At 58.8% G+C, this 18,343-nt stretch carries 18 protein-coding genes; 12 read left to right on the top strand and 6 right to left on the bottom strand.

Annotated elements, in window-relative coordinates:
• The first annotated feature begins 99 nt into the window (after nucleotides 1-99).
• Genes QZ766_RS06995 through QZ766_RS06965 form a run of 7 tightly spaced genes read left to right on the top strand, consistent with a single transcriptional unit; the run spans nucleotide 100 to nucleotide 7,905 of the window.
• Nucleotides 100-1,077 carry a dipeptidase gene (locus QZ766_RS06995; RefSeq protein ID WP_297199339.1) on the top strand — a complete coding sequence of 326 codons (978 nt, stop codon included), beginning with the start codon at nucleotides 100-102 and terminating at the stop codon, nucleotides 1,075-1,077.
• Nucleotides 1,078-1,104: 27 nt separating this feature from the next.
• Complete coding sequence (locus QZ766_RS06990) at nucleotides 1,105-1,635, top strand: 4-vinyl reductase (protein ID WP_297199336.1); 531 nt, start codon at nucleotides 1,105-1,107, stop codon at nucleotides 1,633-1,635.
• 26 nt (nucleotides 1,636-1,661) lie between these two features.
• On the top strand, nucleotides 1,662-3,725 hold the full coding sequence (gene dgcA / locus QZ766_RS06985) for a dimethylglycine demethylation protein DgcA (protein WP_297199334.1): 2,064 nt from the start codon (nucleotides 1,662-1,664) through the stop codon (nucleotides 3,723-3,725).
• A gap of 24 nt (nucleotides 3,726-3,749) precedes the next feature.
• Entirely contained in the window at nucleotides 3,750-5,711 is a 1,962-nt protein-coding gene (locus QZ766_RS06980; RefSeq protein ID WP_297199331.1) for a (Fe-S)-binding protein, read from the top strand.
• Nucleotides 5,711-6,949: an electron transfer flavoprotein subunit alpha/FixB family protein gene (locus QZ766_RS06975; RefSeq protein WP_297199328.1), complete on the top strand. Its 1,239-nt coding sequence runs from the start codon at nucleotides 5,711-5,713 to the stop codon at nucleotides 6,947-6,949. The genes QZ766_RS06980 and QZ766_RS06975 overlap by 1 nt, the downstream gene beginning before the upstream one ends.
• Nucleotides 6,939-7,121, top strand: coding sequence for a hypothetical protein (locus QZ766_RS06970; protein ID WP_297199325.1), 183 nt, complete (start codon nucleotides 6,939-6,941; stop codon nucleotides 7,119-7,121). Before QZ766_RS06975 ends, QZ766_RS06970 begins: the two co-directional genes overlap by 11 nt.
• Nucleotides 7,111-7,905 carry an electron transfer flavoprotein subunit beta gene (locus QZ766_RS06965; protein ID WP_297199323.1) on the top strand — a complete coding sequence of 265 codons (795 nt, stop codon included), beginning with the start codon at nucleotides 7,111-7,113 and terminating at the stop codon, nucleotides 7,903-7,905. Before QZ766_RS06970 ends, QZ766_RS06965 begins: the two co-directional genes overlap by 11 nt.
• A gap of 212 nt (nucleotides 7,906-8,117) precedes the next feature.
• Here QZ766_RS06965 and QZ766_RS06960 read toward each other — a convergent pair whose 3' ends face one another.
• From QZ766_RS06960 to QZ766_RS06950, 3 genes are all read right to left on the bottom strand, one after another.
• Complete coding sequence (locus tag QZ766_RS06960) at nucleotides 8,118-8,345, bottom strand: type II toxin-antitoxin system Phd/YefM family antitoxin (protein ID WP_297199409.1); 228 nt, start codon at nucleotides 8,343-8,345, stop codon at nucleotides 8,118-8,120.
• 153 nt (nucleotides 8,346-8,498) lie between these two features.
• A complete protein-coding gene (locus QZ766_RS06955; RefSeq protein ID WP_297199320.1) occupies nucleotides 8,499-9,233 on the bottom strand; it encodes an SDR family oxidoreductase in 735 nt (244 codons plus the stop codon).
• 152 nt (nucleotides 9,234-9,385) lie between these two features.
• On the bottom strand, nucleotides 9,386-10,654 hold the full coding sequence (locus QZ766_RS06950; RefSeq protein WP_297199318.1) for an aromatic ring-hydroxylating dioxygenase subunit alpha: 1,269 nt from the start codon (nucleotides 10,652-10,654) through the stop codon (nucleotides 9,386-9,388).
• Nucleotides 10,655-10,956: 302 nt separating this feature from the next.
• On the opposite strand from QZ766_RS06950, the gene QZ766_RS06945 reads away from it, so the two are divergent.
• The 5 genes from QZ766_RS06945 to QZ766_RS06925 all read left to right on the top strand — a co-directional run bounded on the left by QZ766_RS06945 (nucleotide 10,957) and on the right by QZ766_RS06925 (nucleotide 15,997).
• A complete protein-coding gene (locus QZ766_RS06945; protein ID WP_297199315.1) occupies nucleotides 10,957-12,084 on the top strand; it encodes a hybrid-cluster NAD(P)-dependent oxidoreductase in 1,128 nt (375 codons plus the stop codon).
• Between the two features lie 12 nt (nucleotides 12,085-12,096).
• On the top strand, nucleotides 12,097-12,264 hold the full coding sequence (locus tag QZ766_RS06940) for a hypothetical protein (protein ID WP_297199312.1): 168 nt from the start codon (nucleotides 12,097-12,099) through the stop codon (nucleotides 12,262-12,264).
• Nucleotides 12,265-12,619: 355 nt separating this feature from the next.
• On the top strand, nucleotides 12,620-13,999 hold the full coding sequence (locus tag QZ766_RS06935; protein WP_297199308.1) for an aminotransferase class III-fold pyridoxal phosphate-dependent enzyme: 1,380 nt from the start codon (nucleotides 12,620-12,622) through the stop codon (nucleotides 13,997-13,999).
• Nucleotides 14,000-14,060: 61 nt separating this feature from the next.
• Nucleotides 14,061-15,125 carry a GNAT family N-acetyltransferase gene (locus tag QZ766_RS06930; protein ID WP_297199305.1) on the top strand — a complete coding sequence of 355 codons (1,065 nt, stop codon included), beginning with the start codon at nucleotides 14,061-14,063 and terminating at the stop codon, nucleotides 15,123-15,125.
• Nucleotides 15,125-15,997, top strand: coding sequence for a hypothetical protein (locus tag QZ766_RS06925; protein ID WP_297199303.1), 873 nt, complete (start codon nucleotides 15,125-15,127; stop codon nucleotides 15,995-15,997). The genes QZ766_RS06930 and QZ766_RS06925 overlap by 1 nt, the downstream gene beginning before the upstream one ends.
• Nucleotides 15,998-16,448: 451 nt before the next feature.
• Here QZ766_RS06925 and QZ766_RS06920 read toward each other — a convergent pair whose 3' ends face one another.
• From QZ766_RS06920 to QZ766_RS06910, 3 genes are all read right to left on the bottom strand, one after another.
• Nucleotides 16,449-16,919 carry a hypothetical protein gene (locus QZ766_RS06920; RefSeq protein ID WP_297199300.1) on the bottom strand — a complete coding sequence of 157 codons (471 nt, stop codon included), beginning with the start codon at nucleotides 16,917-16,919 and terminating at the stop codon, nucleotides 16,449-16,451.
• A 698-nt stretch (nucleotides 16,920-17,617) separates the two neighbouring features.
• A complete protein-coding gene (locus tag QZ766_RS06915) occupies nucleotides 17,618-17,905 on the bottom strand; it encodes a type II toxin-antitoxin system RelE/ParE family toxin (RefSeq protein WP_297199297.1) in 288 nt (95 codons plus the stop codon).
• Nucleotides 17,902-18,153 carry an antitoxin gene (locus tag QZ766_RS06910; protein ID WP_297199294.1) on the bottom strand — a complete coding sequence of 84 codons (252 nt, stop codon included), beginning with the start codon at nucleotides 18,151-18,153 and terminating at the stop codon, nucleotides 17,902-17,904. Before QZ766_RS06910 ends, QZ766_RS06915 begins: the two co-directional genes overlap by 4 nt.
• Nucleotides 18,154-18,343 lie beyond the last annotated feature (190 nt).

Here is an 18,343-nt window from a genome sequence, read left to right as displayed (position 1 = left end):
GGTCAGGCGGGTGACGCTTTCAGAACAATTCCCCATTTTCGTTGCTTCTATGCTGGCTACATCACTCAACCTTTCGGTTAATCAGGATAAGGGGATGCTATGAATGCAGCAGAGCTACACCGCGACGCCATCGTTATCGACGGGCTGGTTATCGCCCGCTGGGACAGGGAGCTGTTCCTCGACATGCGCAAGGGCGGACTGACCGCCGCCAACTGCACCGTTTCCGTATGGGAAGATTTTCAGAGCACGGTCAACAATATCGTGGCGATGAATAACCTGATCGCGGAAAATGCCGATCTGGTGACCAAAGTACGCACCACCGCCGATATCCGCCGCGCCAAGCAGGAGGGCAAAACCGGCGTCCTGATGGGCTTTCAGAACGCCCACGCTTTTGAAGACCAGCTCGGCTACGTGCAAATCTTCAAGGAGCTGGGGATCGGCGTGGTGCAGATGGCCTACAACACCCAGAACCTGGTCGGCACCGGCTGCTACGAGCGCGACGGCGGCCTGTCGGGCTTCGGCCATGAAGTGGTGGAGGAGATGAACCGCGTCGGCATCATGTGCGATCTCTCCCACGTCGGGTCCAGAACCTCCGAGGAAGTGATCCTGGCCTCGAAAAAACCGGTGTGCTACTCCCACTGCCTGCCTTCCGGCCTGAAGGATCACCCGCGTAACAAGTCCGACGAAGAGCTGAAGTTTATCGCCGATCGCGGCGGTTTCGTCGGCGTGACCATGTTTACGCCGTTCCTCAAAAACGGCGTCAACTCCACCATTGAAGACTATGTCGAGGCCATCGACTACATCTACAACCTGGTGGGTGAAGACCAGCTCGGCATCGGCACCGACTTCACCCAGGGCCAGGATCAGGCTTTCTTCGAGTGGCTGACCCACGACAAAGGCTACGCCCGCCATCTGACCAGCTTCGGCAAAATCATCAACCCGAAAGGCATCCGCACCCTCGGCGAGTTTCCAAATCTCACCGAAGCGCTGCTGAAACACGGCTTCACCGAGAAGCAGGTGCGCAAATTTATGGGTGAAAACTGGGTAAACGTTCTGGCCGAGGTGTGGGGCGAATAGCGTCCCCGCTGCCACAGGAGAGAGTCAATGAGCACACACGCCCCTGAAATGCCGATCAGCGTCGATAACGAAACCGGCGTCTGGGTGACCGACGCGCTACCGATGCTGTACGTGCCCCGGCACTTTTTTATCAACAACCACCGCGGCATTGAGGAAGAAATCGGCCCCGAGCGCTATGCGGAGATCCTCTACAAGGCCGGCTACAAATCGGCCTGGCACTGGTGCGAAAAAGAGGCGGCACTGCACGACCTCAGCGGCTCGGCGGTATTTGAGCACTACATGAAGCGCATTTCCCAGCGCGGCTGGGGCCGCTTCTTTATTGAAGCGCTGGATCTGGAAGCGGGGACCGCCCGCATCCGGCTGGAGAACTCGGCGTTTGTGTATCAGTACGGCAAAGTGGGCCGCAAGGTGGACTACATGTTTACCGGCTGGTTTGCCGGCGCGATGGACCAGATCGCGCAGAGTCTTGGATATGCGGTAAGAACCCGGGCGATTCAGACCCAGAGCGCCGCCGAAGAGGGATGTGATGTCGGTCTTTTCGTCGTCTCGCCGCTGTAGACGACGTTTAACAGTAAGGTGTAGCCATGTCTCAGTTCGATCTCCTGTTTCAGCCGTTAAACATTAATAAGCTGACGATCCGCAACCGCATCGTCAGTACCGCCCACGCGGAGGTGTACGCCACCGACGGCGGGATGACTACCGACCGCTACGTGAAATATTACGAAGAGAAGGCCAAAGGCGGCTGCGGGCTCTGCATCTGCGGCGGCTCCAGCGTGGTTTCCATCGACAGCCCCCAGAGCTGGTGGAGCTCGGTTAACCTCAGCACCGACAGAATTATTCCGCACTTTCAGAATCTGGCCGACGCCGTGCACAAGCACGGCGGCAGGATCATGATCCAGATAAGCCACATGGGACGCCGCTCCCGCTGGGACGGCGAAAACTGGCCGAACCTGATGTCGCCCTCGGGGATCCGCGAGCCGGTGCACCGCGCCACTTGTAAAACCATTGAAGTGGAAGAGATCCAGCGCATCATTGGCGACTTCGCTAAAGCCGCGGTGCGCGCCAAAGAGGGCGGGCTGGACGGGGTGGAGCTCTCCGCCGTGCACCAGCACATGATTGACCAGTTCTGGTCGCCGCGGGTCAACAAGCGCACCGACGAGTGGGGCGGCAGCTTTGAAAACCGCATGCGCTTCGGGCTGGAAGTGCTCAAAGCGGTGCGCGAGGCGGTAGGGCCGGACTTTGTGGTCGGGATGCGCATCACCGGCGACGAGTTCCATCCGGACGGCCTCAGCCACGAGGACATGTGCCAGATCGCCGCCTACTACGACGCCACCGGGATGGTGGACTACTTCGGGGTGGTGGGCTCGGGCTGCGATACCCACAATACGCTCGCCAACGTTATTCCAAACATGAGCTACCCGCCGGAGCCGTTCCTGCACCTGGCGGCGGGCATCAAAGAGGTGGTTAACGTCCCGGTGATCCACGCCCAGAACATCAAAGATCCGAACCAGGCCCAGCGCATTCTGGCGGCGGGTTACGTTGATTTTGTCGGCATGACCCGGGCGCACATCGCCGATCCGCACCTTATCGCCAAGATCAAAATGAATCAGGTGGATCAAATTCGCCAGTGCGTCGGGGCGAACTACTGCATCGACAGGCAGTACATGGGGCTCGACGTGCTGTGCATTCAGAATGCGGCTACCTCCCGGGAGTATCTCGGCCTGCCGCACATCATTGAAAAAACCACAGGGCCGGTGCGCAACGTGGTGGTGGTAGGCGGCGGCCCCGGCGGCATGGAGGCGGCGCGAGTGGCCGCCGAGCGCGGACACCGGGTCACGCTGCTGGAAAAAGGCACGGAGCTGGGCGGGCAGATCACCATCGCCGCCAAAGCGCCGCAGCGGGATCAGATGGCGGGCATCACCCGCTGGCTGGCGATGGAGCTGGACCGGCTCGGGGTGACCGTCAGCTTCGGCGTAAATGCCGACGCGGCAACGGTGCGCGACCTGCGTCCGGACGTCTGCATCCTCGCCACCGGCGGCCAGCCGTTCATTGAGCAGGTTCCGGAGTGGGGCGCCGCCGAAGGGCTGGTGGTCTCCAGCTGGGACATTCTCACCGGGGCGGTGGCGCCGGGTAAAAACGTGCTGGTGTACGACAGCATCTGCGAATTTACCGGCATGTCCGTCGCCGACTATCTGGCGGCGAAAGGCGCGCTGGTGGAGCTGGTGACCGGCGACACCAAGCCCGGCGTCGGCATCGGCGGTACCACCTTTCCAACCTACTACCGCAGCCTGTACGAGAAGTCGGTGATCATGACCTCCGATCTGGCGCTGGAGAAGGTCTACCGCGAGGGCGAGTCGCTGGTGGCAGTGCTGGAGAACGAATATACCGGCCAGAAAGAGGAGCGGGTGGTGGATCAGGTGGTGGTGGAGAACGGCACCCGCCCGGACGAATCCCTCTACTACGCCCTGAAAATGGAGTCCGTAAACCGGGGGCAGATCGATAACGAGACGCTGTTCGCCATGCAGCCGCAGCCGGTACTCACCGCGCCGCAGGAGGGGATGATCCTCTGGCGGCTCGGGGACTGCGTTTCCCAGCGCAACACCCACGCGGCAATCCTCGACGCGCTGCGGCTGTGCAAAGACCTGTAACGCTCTGAGACAAAGAGGCTCCTGATGATACTCGACAGGTTACTTCCTGCTTTACTGGTCTGCGCGCTGCTGCTGGCGGTGCTGGGCATGTTCCGGCGGGCGCGGCTGTGGCGCGCGGGACGCCCGGACAAGGTGGCGCTGCTGGCGGGCCTGCTGGCCATGCCGCGCCGCTACCTGGTGGATCTGCACCACGTGGTGGAGCGCGACAAGGTGATGTCAAAAACCCACGTTGCCACCGCCGGCGGCTTCGTGCTGTCGATGATCCTGCTGCTGGCGGTTTACGTGGTGGGCGTCAGCGGCTGGTTTATCAACCTGCTGCTCGGCGCGGCGCTGCTGCTGATGCTGACCGGCGCGGTATTTGTCTGGCGCCGCCGCCGGCAGCCGCCCACCCGGCTGTCGAAAGGCCCGTGGATGCGGCTGCCGAAAAGCCTGCTGGCGTTCGCCGGAACTTTCTTTCTCACCACCCTGCCGCTCTCCTCGCTGGTGCCGAATCAGGCCGGGCAGTGGCTGTTGTCGGCGCTGCTGCTGGCGGGGATTATCTGGGGGCTGTGCGGATTGCTGCTCGGGATGGGCTGGGGCGGGCCGATGAAGCACGCCTTTGCCGGCACGCTGCACCTGGCCTTTCACCGCCGTCCGGGGCGCTTCGGCGGCGGGCGCTCTACCGGGCTCAAGCGACTCGATCTTGCCGCACCGAAGCTCGGGGTTGAAAAGCCCGCCGACTTCACCTGGAACCAGCTGCTGGGCTTTGACGCCTGCGTGCAGTGCGGCAAGTGCGAGGCGGTGTGTCCGGCCTTCGCCGCCGGGCAGCCGCTCAATCCGAAAAAGCTGATTCAGGATATGGTGGTCGGCATGGCGGGGGGAACCGACGCCAGATACGCCGGCAGCGCCTATCCCGGCATTCCGGTGGGCGAAGCCAAAGGCGCGCCGCACCAGCCTATTGTCGGCGGCCTGCTGCGGGAAGAGACCCTCTGGTCCTGCACCACCTGCCGGGCCTGCGTCGAAGAGTGCCCGATGATGATTGAACACGTGGACGCCATCGTCGACATGCGGCGCTTCATGACCCTCGAAAAGGGCAAGACGCCCGGCAAGGGCGCGCAGGTGCTGGAGAATCTGATTTTTACCGACAATCCCAACGGCTTTAATCCCCGCAGCCGCACCCACTGGGCGGCGGATCAGAACTTGCCGCTGATGAAAGAGGTGCAGGAAGCGGAGGTGCTGTTCTGGGTCTCCGACGGCGCGTTCGACATGCGCAGCCAGCGCATTCTGCGGGCGTTTGTCAAAGTGCTGCGCGCGGCGCGGGTGAACTTCGCGGTGCTCGGCGACGAGGAGCTGGACAGCGGCGATCTCGCCCGCCGCCTCGGGGACGACGCCACCTTCCAGCGGCTGGCAAAAAGCAATATCGCCACCCTGAGCAAATATCGCTTTAAGCAGATTGTCACCACCGATCCCCATGCCTTTCACTGCCTGAAAAACGAATACCCCGACTTCTATCCCGCAGGCCAGTGCCCGGAGTACGAGGTGCTGCATCACACCACCTTTATAAACGGGCTGGTCAAGGCCCACCGGCTGGTGCTCGACCGCTATAAGGGCGGCGAGGTGACCTACCACGATCCGTGCTATCTCGGGCGCTACAACGGCGAGTACGCCGCGCCGCGCGAGCTGCTGGCGGCGCTGGGCATCGCCCTGCAGGAGATGGACCGCTCCGGCTTTCGCTCCCGCTGCTGCGGCGGCGGCGGCGGCGCGCCGGTGGTGGACGTGCCCGGCGAGCGGCGCATTGCCGACATGCGGATGGACGATGCCCGCGCCACCGGCGCGGCGCTGGTGGCGGTAGGCTGCCAGCAGTGCACCGCGATGCTCGAAGGGGTACCAGAGCCGCGCCCGGCGGTCAAAGATATCGCCGAGCTGGTGGCGGAAGCGCTGGTGGAGGCAGAAGCCACCGGCGGGGATAAGCAACCGCAGCGCCGCGTCGTCGCGGAGGAGGCCTGATGAACGACATCTTTCGCCGCGACCCGCGCCGGGAGTGGATCCTGCGCAACCGCCTGCACCCGCAGCACGCCCTGCTGGTTTCGCCGGCGGGGGAGAGCCGCGGCCCGGGCGGCCTGTTGCGCAAAAATCCCCACGCGGTGGGCTTTATCGGCCCTAACGGCATTCGGCGCATCGACCGGCTCGACGTTGGTAATCTGGTCAGCCTTGCCGGGCGCCGGGTATCTGCTGCGCCTGCCGCCGTCGAGCTGCCGCTGCACCAGGTGGCGCAGCCGGACTATTACGTGGCGGTAGTGCCGGACATGATCGGCGGCCTCCTGACCAGCCACGACAAAGATACCATTGGCCAGGCCCACGCCCTGATCCGCCACGCCGGCGGCGCGGGCGCGGTGCTGGTTATCGTCTTCGGCGAACACCGCGAGGACGGCTTTGCTACCGTCGGCGCGGATCGGCTGCTGGAAGTCAGCGGCAAGCGCTATCTCGGCTATGCCCCGGAGCAGCGCACCTGCGCGCTGGCGCAGATAGAGCAGGAGATAGCCCCGCGCTACTGGCTGTTCCCCGACAGCGTGGCCGCCGGCTTCGAGCTGGGCTGCCGCCTGTCGGCGCGCATCGGCGAGCGTCCGGCGACCCAGGTCTGGCGCGCCGACAGCGCCACCTGCACCAGTCGCGCCGCCGGGGGATCTCAGGACATTACCCGCCCGACGCCGCGGGTGCTGCTGCTGGCGGAGGAGTGCGCCGCCCCGGTGGACGAAACCCGCCACGAGGCGCTGCCGATGGCGCTGGGCCGGGTGCGCAAGCGGGCGTGGCGCATTGAGGACTGCGGTCTGATAGATGTCGATCCCGCCGCCGTACCGCTGGCGGAAGCGGCCTTTATTATTTCTGCCGGCAACGGCATTCACGACTGGGCGCAGTTTCACCGCACCGCCGAACTGCTAGGCGCCACCGAAGGCGCCAGCCGCGTGGCGGTGGACGACGGGCACATGCCCCGCGCCCGGCAGGTGGGGGCGACCGGCACCTGGGTCACCGCCCAGGTCTACATTGCGGTGGGCATTTCTGGCGCCATTCAGCACCTGCAGGGGATTGGCCAGTGCGGCAAAGTGATTGCCGTCAACACCGATCCCGGCTGCGATATGGTCAAGCGCGCCACCCTGAGCGTGATTGCCGACAGCAGCGAGATCCTGGCCGAGCTTCAGCGGCTGGTGCTGGCCCGGCGTAGCGGGGCGCTGCACGATGCGGCCTGAACATTGCCGCACCGGCGGCAAGATCCCGGTTTGCGTAATGGGGCGTTTTACGATGCAGCCTGAACATCGCAGCACCGGCTGTAGCAAAGTGAAACGCGCGGCGCTGGCTATTGCTGCCGGCGGCGGCAGGATTCTGGTTTGGCGTAACGAGGAGCTTTACGATGCAGCCTGACAATCACAACATGACCTGCCGCGTCGCGGCGCTGGTCTCTATCGGCCGGCACCCGGAGTCCGGCCGCGCCCGCCGCGCCGAGCAGGACGCCCGCGCGGTGGAAATGGGTATGGCGCTCTCCTGCTACGGGCTGGAGGTGCTGCACGCCGGCGATCCCGGTGCCGAGGCGCTGCGCAGCTATGCCGGAATGGGCGTGCCCTGGCTGCGGGTGCTGGCGCTGGCGGAAGAGGACGATGCGGTGCAGGCTCTCAGCCACTACCTGCGCCAGCAGGATCCGGACATTATCCTCACCGGCGGGCGGGCGGAGAGCGGCGAGTCTTCCGGGATGCTGCCGTTTCTGCTCGGCGAGGCGCTGGGTATCCCAGTGGTCACCGGCGTAGCCGATATCGTCAGCCTGAACGATAAAGAAGCCAGCGTGCTGCAGGCGCTGCCCCGCGGCCAGCGCCGCGCGCTGCGGGTGTCGCTGCCGTTCATCGCCAGCGTCGACATGGCCGCGCCGCCGCCGCGGCAAAACGCGCTCGGCCCCGCCAGCCGCGCGCGCATTGACGCGGTAGACGATGCGCTGGCGGTGCCGGACCTCGCCAGGCAGGCGTGGCAGACCGAGCCTGCCCGCCCGCGCCCGCGCCGCCTGAAGGTGGCCAAAGGCAAAACCGCCGCCGACCGCTTTCGCGCCGCCACCGCCAAATCCCAGAGCGCCGGCGGCAAAGTGCTGCGCGACCGGCCGGTCAGCGAAATGGCGCAGGCGATTTTTGATTTGCTGCTGGAGGAGGGGGTGGTGCGGTAGCGGGGGTAAAATGGGGAGCCCGGATGGACCGGTCGCCGGACGGCGGCCGGGTTGATAGCTGAGTGTGCGGTTTAGCGAGTGAGATCGATAATGACCGATCTGTCTTCAACGTATTCAACGATGCCTGTTTTTGATTTATGAGTGAGCCTTAATACGAGATAACCAGCTTGCAATATCATTAATGCAAGTTTTGACGCGAAACGCCGGCGCTATTACAGATCTGCCTGAAGTTGCTCTTTGCTGAAGACATTGTTGTCTGCCTTATCGTGCTCTGAAAGAATAAGTAACTTCAGCAGCGCAATAGCATTTTGACGCTCCTGCTGCGCCTCACAGGACTCAATAACATAGGCCGGAACGCTATTCTGATTAATCAGAATCGGATCTTCCCGATCGAGTGATACGGCGTTTTTTTTCAGGTAGCTGATGGTTTCAATTTTTATAACAACCTTACACAAGTAAAAGAATTAAATGTGGTCTTAATTGAGTCTTTTGACAATATGCAGTCTTCCTGTGTATCCGTGACGCTCGTTGGCCGGAGGCGTATGCCTGTGCCCCGGCCCGGGAACAATGATCCTGTATTATTTTGCGGCCCCTCAGCTCGCCCCGCCATTCACCTTAATCACCTGGCCGTTAACCCACGCGGCCTGCGGGCTTAGCAGAAATGCCACTGCCGGGTAGATATCTTCAGGCTCGCCCAGCCGTCCAAACGGCGAGAGGCTGGCGGTCTGGGCGATAAACTCGGGGGATTTTCCGTCGAGGAACATCTCGGTTTTGGTGGGGCCCGGCGAGATAACGTTGACCGTAATTTCCCGCCCGCGCAGCTCTTTGGCGAAAATTTTACTCATGGTTTCCACCGCCGATTTCGAGGCGCCGTAAACGGTGTAGTTTACCGGGCGGGTGTCCACCACGTTGCTGGAAAAGGTTAATATCCGGCCGCCCTTATCGAGATATTTCGCCGCAATCTGCAATATATTGAATGTGCCGGCAGTATTGGTGGCGAGCACCGAGGCAAATTCCGCGGGAGTAAATTCCGCCAGCGGTTTTAATATGGCGATCGCCGCAGTATTAATGACCGCATCGATTCTCCCGAAGCGTGTTTTAACATCACGAAACAGATGTTCAACGGCGTCAAAATCCCCGACGTCCGCTTTAATGGCTTCCGCCTCGCCGCCGCCGTCGGTAATTTGCCGGACGATCTGCTTGGCTTTATCCTGATTATTTATGTAGGTAATGATCGGAATATAGCCGTCAGCGGCGAGGGAGAGCGCGATTTCACGGCCCAGGCCGCGCGAGCCGCCGGAGACAATAACCACTTTTTTATCTGACATCAGCAGGCACCTTTTCATTAACAGAACGGAGAGGGAAATATTGCTGCTTCAGCATAGAGGATTTTTACCCGCAAGGCGCGCGGTGAAATAGCGTTCAGGGAAGGCAAAGCGAGGGGGAGGGGAGCCGGGCAGCGCGCCGCCCGGCACGGCGGCTAGGGCGCGAGATTTTTCAGCAGCGTCTCGCTGTACCAGTCGATAAAGTTGATGACGCCAAATTCATAGGTTTTCGAATAGGGGCCCGGCTGATAGCCCACCGAGTTAATGCCGCGCTGGTTCTCTTCGCCCAGCACCCGATCCTGATCGTTGGTGGCGTCCCATACCCGGCGCAGGCGCTCCGGATCGTAGTCCACGCCCTCTACCGCATCTTTGTGCACGAACCACTTGGTGGTCACCATCGTCTCCTGGGCCGAAATCGGCAGCACCCGGAAGACAATAAAGTGATCGCTCTGCATGTGGTTCCACGAGTTGGGCAGGTGCAGGATGCGCATCGAGCCCTGGAAATAGCTGGTGAAGCTGCCCATCAGTTTGCTGCACCCTTCGCCGCCGTCGATGGTCATCACTTTCGCACCCTCTTTCAGCGGCATGCGCACAATGCGGTTGCGCAGGCCAAAGCTCTGGTGGCGGTGCGGCACGCCCTGCTCATCCCAGGCCGCGGCCTGAGACTGGTAATAGTCGAGAAACGACTGCGGCGCGCGGGGGTCTTCGGTATCGTCCCACTCCAGCAGGGAGTTCAGCAACTCGGGATGGCTGGCGGCGCAGTGGTAGCATTCGCGGTTGTTTTCAATCACCAGCTTCCAGTTCGCCTTTTCGTACATCTGGGATTCGGCGGCCAGCTTGGTGTTTTCGACATCGTAGGGCGCCATATACTCGTCAAGGGTGGCCAGAAAGGCATCCATGTCCGAGTCGGGGGCGGTTTTCGCCAGGCAGACAAAGATAAATCCCCCGGCGGATTTACAATGCGCCTTTTGCAGGCCGTGATCTTTTAACGCAAATTCCTGGCCCATTTCGGTGCCGGCAAACAGCAGATTGCCTTTTAGATCGTAGGTCCACTGGTGGTAGGGGCACACCAGATTGGCGACCTTGCCGCGCTGGGCGGCGCACAGCCGCGAGCCGCGGTGGCGGCAGGTGTTATGAAAGGCGTTGATATTGCCTTCAGCGTCGCGCACCACCAGTACCGGGTTCTGGCCGATTTCGATGGTGAAGTAGTCGCCTTTTTTCGGGATTTCGCTGCTCATCCCGACAAAAAGCCACTCTTTTTCGAAAATCTCTTCCATATCAATGCGGAACAGCGCCGGATCGTTATACAGCGGCTGCGGCAGGGAGTAGTCGGGCTTGCGCGACCGCAGCAGGTCGGTCATTTTCTGGCTGGCATCGGTGATGTTCGCGCAGGTTATATTCAGCAGATCGTTGTGGCTCATCATTCTTCTCGCGCTGTTCACAGTGTATCGGGTGCCCGACCGGGCACGCCCCGTTAGCAACCTCTTCCGCGTTGACAAAATTCCATAGCGTAGATAGGGGTAACTGTGTGCTGAATGTGCCCGTATTCACCAGCGCCGACTGTTCTGGCTGCGACATCGATCCCCCCTGTAAAAGACGTTATCAGGCCAATTTTGGCGCGGGTGGTTTTTTCAGATATTTCGATGTCGTGAATAAATAAATAGCGGCGCGGCGTTACGCCCAGAATCAGCTCATCGCTTCATCTCTCCTGACAGGAAATGTACGTATGAGCAACCAGACGATTACGGTAATGAATAGCGACGCGTTCGAGCCGGTCATGACCCAGACGTGGAGCAACGGCCGCCATGCGGTGCGCTGCGTTAAAGTCATTCAGGAGACGTGGGACGTGAAAACCTTCTGCTTTATGGCCGAGCAGCCGGTAATGTTCTTCTTCAAGCCGGGCCAGTTCGTCACCCTTGAGCTGGAAATTGAAGGCCTGCCGGTGTTTCGCTCCTACACCATCTCCAGCTCGCCGTCGGTGCCCTACAGTTTCTCGATAACCGTCAAGCGCGTGCCGGGCGGGGAGATCTCCAACTGGCTGCACGATAACCTGGCCGAAGGGGCGAAGCTGGCGGTGCACGGCCCGGTGGGGCAGTTCAACTGTATCGACTATCCGGGGGATAAAGTGCTGTTCCTCTCCGGTGGCGTCGGCATCACGCCGATGATGTCGATGGCGCGCTGGTATTTCGACACCAACTCCGACGTGGACATGATTTTTGTCCACAGCGCCCGCACCCCCCGGGATATCATCTTCAAGCAGGACCTGGAAAATATGGTCTCGCGCATCGGCAATTTTAAAGTCAGCCTGATTTGCGAACACTACGAGTCCGGCCAGTTCTGGGGCGGCTACCGCGGCTTTCTCGACAGCGCCAAGCTGAAAATGATCGCCCCGGACTTTATGGACCGGGAGATCTACTGCTGCGGCCCGACGCCCTACATGAACGCGGTGAAGCATATGCTGCGCGAGGCCGGCTTCGACCTCAAGCACTACCATGAAGAGTCCTTCGGCGCGACGCCGGAAGTGGTCAAAGAGCAGGTGGTGCAGGAGGCCGAACAGGCGGCAGAGATGGCCGAGGCGCTGCAGCCGGCGGACCTGCTGGAAGTGTGCTTTGCCAACGCCGGAAAAAGCGTGCAGATAGCCCCGGGTGAAACCATTCACACCGCCGCGACGCGGCTGGGTCTGCACATTCCGAAAGCCTGCGGGATGGGGATCTGCGGCACCTGCAAGGTGAAGCGCCTGGAGGGCGAAGTGGAGATGAACCACAACGGCGGCATCACCGACGAGGACATTGAAGAGGGCTATATTCTGTCGTGCTGCAGCGTGCCGAAAGGCAGCGTGACGGTTGAGTTTTAGCGGGCCTGCGTCGTGAATACATTCAATAAACGCCTGCGGGCGTTTTTTTGCCGCCGATGGTGCGGAAGGCCCCGCCCGCCGGGCAGCGACGATAAAAAGCCGCCCGATGACGAGGAGATTATCTACTGCGCCGCCGGGGACGGTTTTATTCGCCGCAGGCGCGGCGATAAGCGTAAATAACCCTGCCGTTGTTTTTATTATTTTTGTGCCTTCTGCGGTAAATGGCGCTATTTTGCCGCGGCAATGGCATTTTCTGTGAAGAAATACGCGCGTGCCTTTCTGTTTTTAACCTCTTTTAAATCCCCGGTTATTTTGCTGCTTAGTTTTTTATTAATCATATGTTTTTAAATGAGTTTTTGTTTGAAACTTCTCTTTTGCGACATTTTAAAATAAACGAACATTAAACATCCTCCGCATAAACCTCAACGCAGCATCAATACCCGCCAATGGGCGAGGCAGACTGTTTATTCCGGTTGATATACTCCAGCCGAATTCCACATAAACGCCTGCGACAGGCTCAATTGGGCTGAATACCATGACTCCATATGAAGAACAGCTTCTGGCTGACGAAGCCAAATATTGCTCCCACGGCGATACCGTTCACTATGTGAACCCGCCCAAAATTTTTGACAGCTGCCAGGGCAGCTACCTGTTTGACGCAGAAGGAACGCCCTATCTCGATTTGCAGATGTGGTATTCGGCGGTGAACTTTGGCTACGCCAACCCGCGCCTCGATAACGCCCTGAAAAAGCAAATCGACGTGCTGCCCCAGGTCGCGAGCCAGTACCTGCACCCGACCAAAATCGAGCTGAGCAAAGTGATTGCCCAGGACATGGAGCGTAAATTCGGCCTGCCGGGCCGCGTGCACTACAACGTCGGCGGCTCCCAGTCCATTGATGATTCCCTGAAGCTGGTGCGCAACTACTGCAACGGCAAAAGCCGGATGTTCGCCTTTGAGGGCGGCTACCACGGGCGCACCATCGGCGCTTCTTCCATCACCTCCAGCTACCGCTACCGTCGCCGCTTCGGCCACTTCGGCGAGCGCGCCCAGTTCATCCCGTTCCCGTACCCGTTCCGCCGCCAGAAAGGCATGACCCCGGAAGAGTATGCGGACAAGCTGATCGCCGACTTTGCGCGCCTGTTTGAAAACGAATACCACGGCGTGTGGGACCCGAAAGTGCGCCAGTCCGAATTTGCCGCATTCTACATCGAGCCGATTCAGGGCACCGGCGGCTACGTTATTCCGCCGCGCAACTTCTACAAAGGCCTGAAGAAAGTCCTCGACGATCACGGCATCCTGCTGGTGGTCGATGAAATTCAGATGGGCTTCTACCGCACCGGCAAGCTGTGGTCGGTTGAGCATTTCGGCATTACCCCGGACGTGCTGGTGTTCGGCAAGGCGCTGACCAACGGCCTCAACCCGCTGGCCGGGATCTGGGCGCGGGAAGAGATGATTAACCCGACTACCTTCCCGGTGGGCTCTACTCACTCCACCTTTGCGTCTAACCCGCTCGGCACCGCCGTTGGGCTGGAAGTGATGCACATGCTGGCGGAAAAAGATTACGAGAAACAGGTGATGGAGAGCGGCGCCTACTTCCTGGAAGGACTGAAAACCCTTCAGCTCCAGCATCCTGAAATCGGCGAAGTTGACGGTCTGGGCCTGGCGCTGCGCGCCGAGCTGTGCGAAGCCGACGGCTACACGCCGAACAAGGCGCTGCTGGATAAAATGGTCGATATCGGCCTGTCCGGCACCCTCGACTATCAGGGTCAGAAAACCGGGCTGGTGCTCGATGTGGGCGGCTACTATAAAAACGTCATTACCTTCGCGCCGTCGCTGGAGATTAGCCGCAGTGAAATCGACCAGGCCATTACCCTGCTCGATCAGCTGATCAAGCGCGCCAAACGCGAGCTGTAAGCAAGCGATAACGGGCCGGCAGATCTGCTGCCGGCCTTCATTCAGTGCTGAGAGTGTTGCTATGGCTGCCTACCACTATCGTCTGGAACCCCAGGCACTCATCGATACCTTCCTCAAACATCCCCCCGAAGGATTTACGGCCCGGCTGTCTCAGAACGGCACGCCCTGGTTTTCGACCCGCTTTGACCTGCTCACCACCCTGAATAAAAGCGATCTCGACAAGATTCGGCGCTGGCCGGGCTTTCGCTTCTGGCGGCGGCTGCTGCGCTGGCCCGCCTGCTTTGTCGGCACCACGGTGAGTGAATATGCCCCGCAGCCCGCGCAGGTTGAGGGCCGCGACTTTCTGCGCGGTGCCCGCGGGCTTGCGCCATCCTGCGCGCTGACCATCATCAAGGATCTGCCCTGCGACTCGCCGCTGCTCTCCGCCGCCGATAATCACGCGGCCCGCCAGCTGTTTGAGCAGGCGCAGCAGCAGGGATTTATCAGCGTCGCCGGGCAGGCGCTGGCCTACGTGCCGATTCATTTTGACAGTATCGATGAGTATCTTGCCAGGCTCTCCCACAGCCGCAGGCGCAACCTGCGCCGCAAGCTGCGCAGCCGCGAGGCGCTGCGGGTGGAGATCGTCAACACCGGCGATCCGCGCCTGCGCGATGCCGGCTGGCGGCAGACGCTGTACGACTACTATCTGGCGGTCTATGCACAGAGCGAAATCCACTTCGATAAACTCAGCGCCGGCTTCTTCGACGCCCTGCTGCAGGATGCCGACAGCGGCGGGCGGCTGTTCTGCTACTGGCACGGCGATCGGCTGGTGGGCTTCAACCTGTGCTATCTGCACAACAACAACCTGATCGACAAATACATCGGCTTCGATTACGCGCTGGCGCTGCGCTTTAACCTCTACTTTGTCAGCTGGTTCGTCAATCTGGAGTACGCTCTGGAGCAGGGCCTGCGCTACTACGTCGCGGGCTGGACCGATCCGGAAGTCAAAGCCCAGCTCGGGGCCAGCTTTACGCTAACCCGCCACCTGGTGTGGGTGCGAAACCCGCTGCTGCGGCTGCTGTTTCGCCGCCTCTCGCACCGCTTTGAGAGCGACAGCGAGGTGATACTGCAGGAGGGCAGCGCATAATGGCGCGCAGGACGCTTATTCTCAATTTTGACGACGCCGCCGGCGAATTTGCCGATGCCGACGTGCTGCAGCTGCAGAGTTTTCAGGAGCAGATCCGCTTCGGCTGCAGCTGGCGGCAGTTTCTCCGCTTCGAGCGCTGGCTGGCGCCGAAGCTGCCCGCGCGCCCCGGCGTGGTGTTTACCGGCAGCGGCGACTACCACCATCTGAGCTGGCTGCTGCTGCGGCACCTGCCTGAACAGCAGCCGGTGCAGCTGATTGTCTGCGATAACCACCCGGACAACATGCGCTACCCGTTCGGCATCCACTGTGGCTCGTGGGTTTACTGGGCCAGCCGCCTGCCGCAGGTGGCCGCTATCCACGTTATCGGCATCAGTTCTGCAGACATCGGCGAGCGTCACGCCTGGGAAAACCACTGGCGGCCGCTGATCGGCGGCAAGCTCACCTACTGGAGCGTGCAGCAGCCCGCCCGCTGGACCCGCTTCACCGGACGCCGCGACGCCGCCCGGGATTTCCCCGACGCCGAATCGCTGCTGGAGGCGCTGTCGGCGCACGTCGGCGTGATGCCGGTCTATCTCTCCATTGATAAAGACGTGCTCAGCCCGGAGGTGGTCAACACCAACTGGGATCAGGGCACCTTTCGCGAGGAAGATCTGCTGACGCTGATTGCCCGCTGCCGCGGCTGGCTCGCCGGCGCAGACATTACCGGCGACGTCTCTCTGTGGCGCTACCGCAGCCGCTTTAAGCGCCTGCTCAGCGAGGCGGACGGCCAGCAGATACCCGACGCGGCAGAGCTTCACGCCTGGCAGCAGCGCCAGCAGGCGCTTAACCAGCGGCTGCTGGCGGCGCTGGATGGGGCGTGGATGCTGGAGTGAGGGGAAGAGGGCGTTAGGTCAGCCGGGGCTGGGGGCGGCTGGCGTAATGTGTGGCTTCGGTTCTTCTGGTTGTACCGGGTTAAGCTTAACCTGACATCGCCAGGGCGTGAGGCTGGGGCTGAATGGGTAAGCGGCTTTGTGCCAGAAGTGGATGTTGTTGATATCACTATGTATTAATTAATGGGGAGCAGGTCACATTAAAGTTGATGCTATATAAATCCTGTCAGAATACCCCCGGCAAAACCGGGGGCTATAAAGATCAGTGTCGATGCCAGGGCGGAACCTCACCTCTCTCTTTCCACTGTTTTCTCCACTCGTCGTAAGTGTAGTCTAAGTCATCAACACCAAACTCAAAACCACACTTCAGGCACACTTCATATGACGGATTACCATCTGCATCGACAGGTGGTTGTTTCAGACTTTTATTATCACAAACAGGACAGGTAAACATTTAAAATTCCCCATGGCTGGGATCACCACTAAAACTCCCACATCTTACGGTTGAAGTCGTATCTAGCTCCGGTTGTGGCAATTGCTCTTGTCTTTGGCGGAGTCTGTTCCAGTATCCTCTTCCGCCACTGGGCCGATATGCAGTTACAGCCCTATTATCAGAATTGAAAATAGCTAACATGTTATCTTCACCATAATATCTGTAATTAAGTCCATCAGCCCCCATGAACGACTCAACACCAGTAGTGAAATCCCTCGGCACCAAAACGGATGCAGCATAGGCGTTTATATCCGCAGCCCACTCTCGATCTTCATCCTTATGCTTTATCCAATGAGCACAAAGATTCCCTTCACTAGTCCAATAAGTTATTGATAATGGTGTGGGTGTTTCTTCAACAGCATAACTATTAATTGATAAAAAAAACGCAGTCAGAACAAACAACCATCTTACACAATTTTTTTTCAAAATCATGATGTTCTCCCTAGTTTATATTCAACTTACAGGCAAAAAATATTTCAAATACTAACTACCACATAAGTTATAAACATATTTTGTTAAATTTCGAGCCAAAACGTGCTATTTAATAAATACTTGGATTATGTTTTTTAATCATTATATATATAGTTTTGTTATATTTAAACCTGGACGAAATTTAAAGTTGCTGTTTAGTTATTCAAAAATAATATATGGTAATTCTGGAGTGTGATAAATGCGGCTTTATATTGTATCAATAAATCAACATTCATTAGATTCAAAATGCAGGGCTGCATTTACTGTACTATCCATTCACACCCTCAATATCCGGTACTCTGCGCAACCACATACGCATCATCGTTACTCAGAATGACAACAGGCCTGCTAGCCTGGCCACTCATGAAACCTTCTCATAACAGGCATAGAACGAGTTGATATCAATGAGAGTGAACATGACAACCACCAATGGATACTGTTTTACATACATTTATTTTAATGCGGTGGAGAGCAAGATTCAGCTAACTGAAATAAAGTCGCTTGCTGTTGTATTCTGTCTTCCTGATACCCGCCCCTCCCGGCATTGACTCACTCAGGGCGTGTAGTCGACATCTACTTACTTTTAAATTGGGTTGTGAATTTAATTTAAGTTTAATAAAAGCTATGCTTTCAGTATCTTTGATTTAGCTACAGAAAATTTAAACCAGTCTGCCTTTTGCTTCATTATAGACTTTAGAGCATTCATGTTTTCCTACAGCTACTACGATTACTATTAACTCTGAATCTTTAACCTGATAAACGAGCCTGAATCCAGATGCCCGTAGCTTAATTTTGTAGCAGTCGGGCATTCCACTTAATTTCGAATTGGGTATATGAGGGTTTTCAAGGATTTTTTTTAGTTTTTTAGCAAAGAGGCTCTGAATAGTAGAATCCAGTGCCTCCCACTCTTTCTTCGCCTCTTCCCGGAACTTTAATTTATAGCTCACAGGTATTTGTCCAGATCGACGTCAACAAGGCTTTGTCCCTCGCGCTCTTTAACTATCGCGACTAACGCTTGATCGTCCAAAGCATCCAGCATGCGCTCGTAAAGCTCTGGAGGAATGCAGTAAAAAGCAGGCTTGTTGCGGTTGAGAATGGCAACAGCTAACCCTTCGCCTGCTTTGACGGTTGCCATCGGGTTACTTTTCAGCTCACTCACGCTGGCAGTGGTTTGCGATAAAATAATGTTTGGCATAAGCACCTCAAGACCGTTTAACAGGTCTGATTGCACGCCTGAAAGACCAGTTAACAAGTCTTTTGATTCAAAATACAGTGCGGGTACATCACTCTAGCGCATTGTGCAGGCTGATATACCCCGAGTAATACACGCCCTCTATCGCCAGCCATCCAACACCCCACCGCAAAAACGCAAACACCGCCCCAGC

Source organism: uncultured Pluralibacter sp., assembly GCF_913775985.1.
Classification (GTDB): Bacteria; Pseudomonadota; Gammaproteobacteria; order Enterobacterales; family Enterobacteriaceae; genus Pluralibacter.
This window is presented reverse-complemented; position numbering and strand designations above follow the sequence as displayed.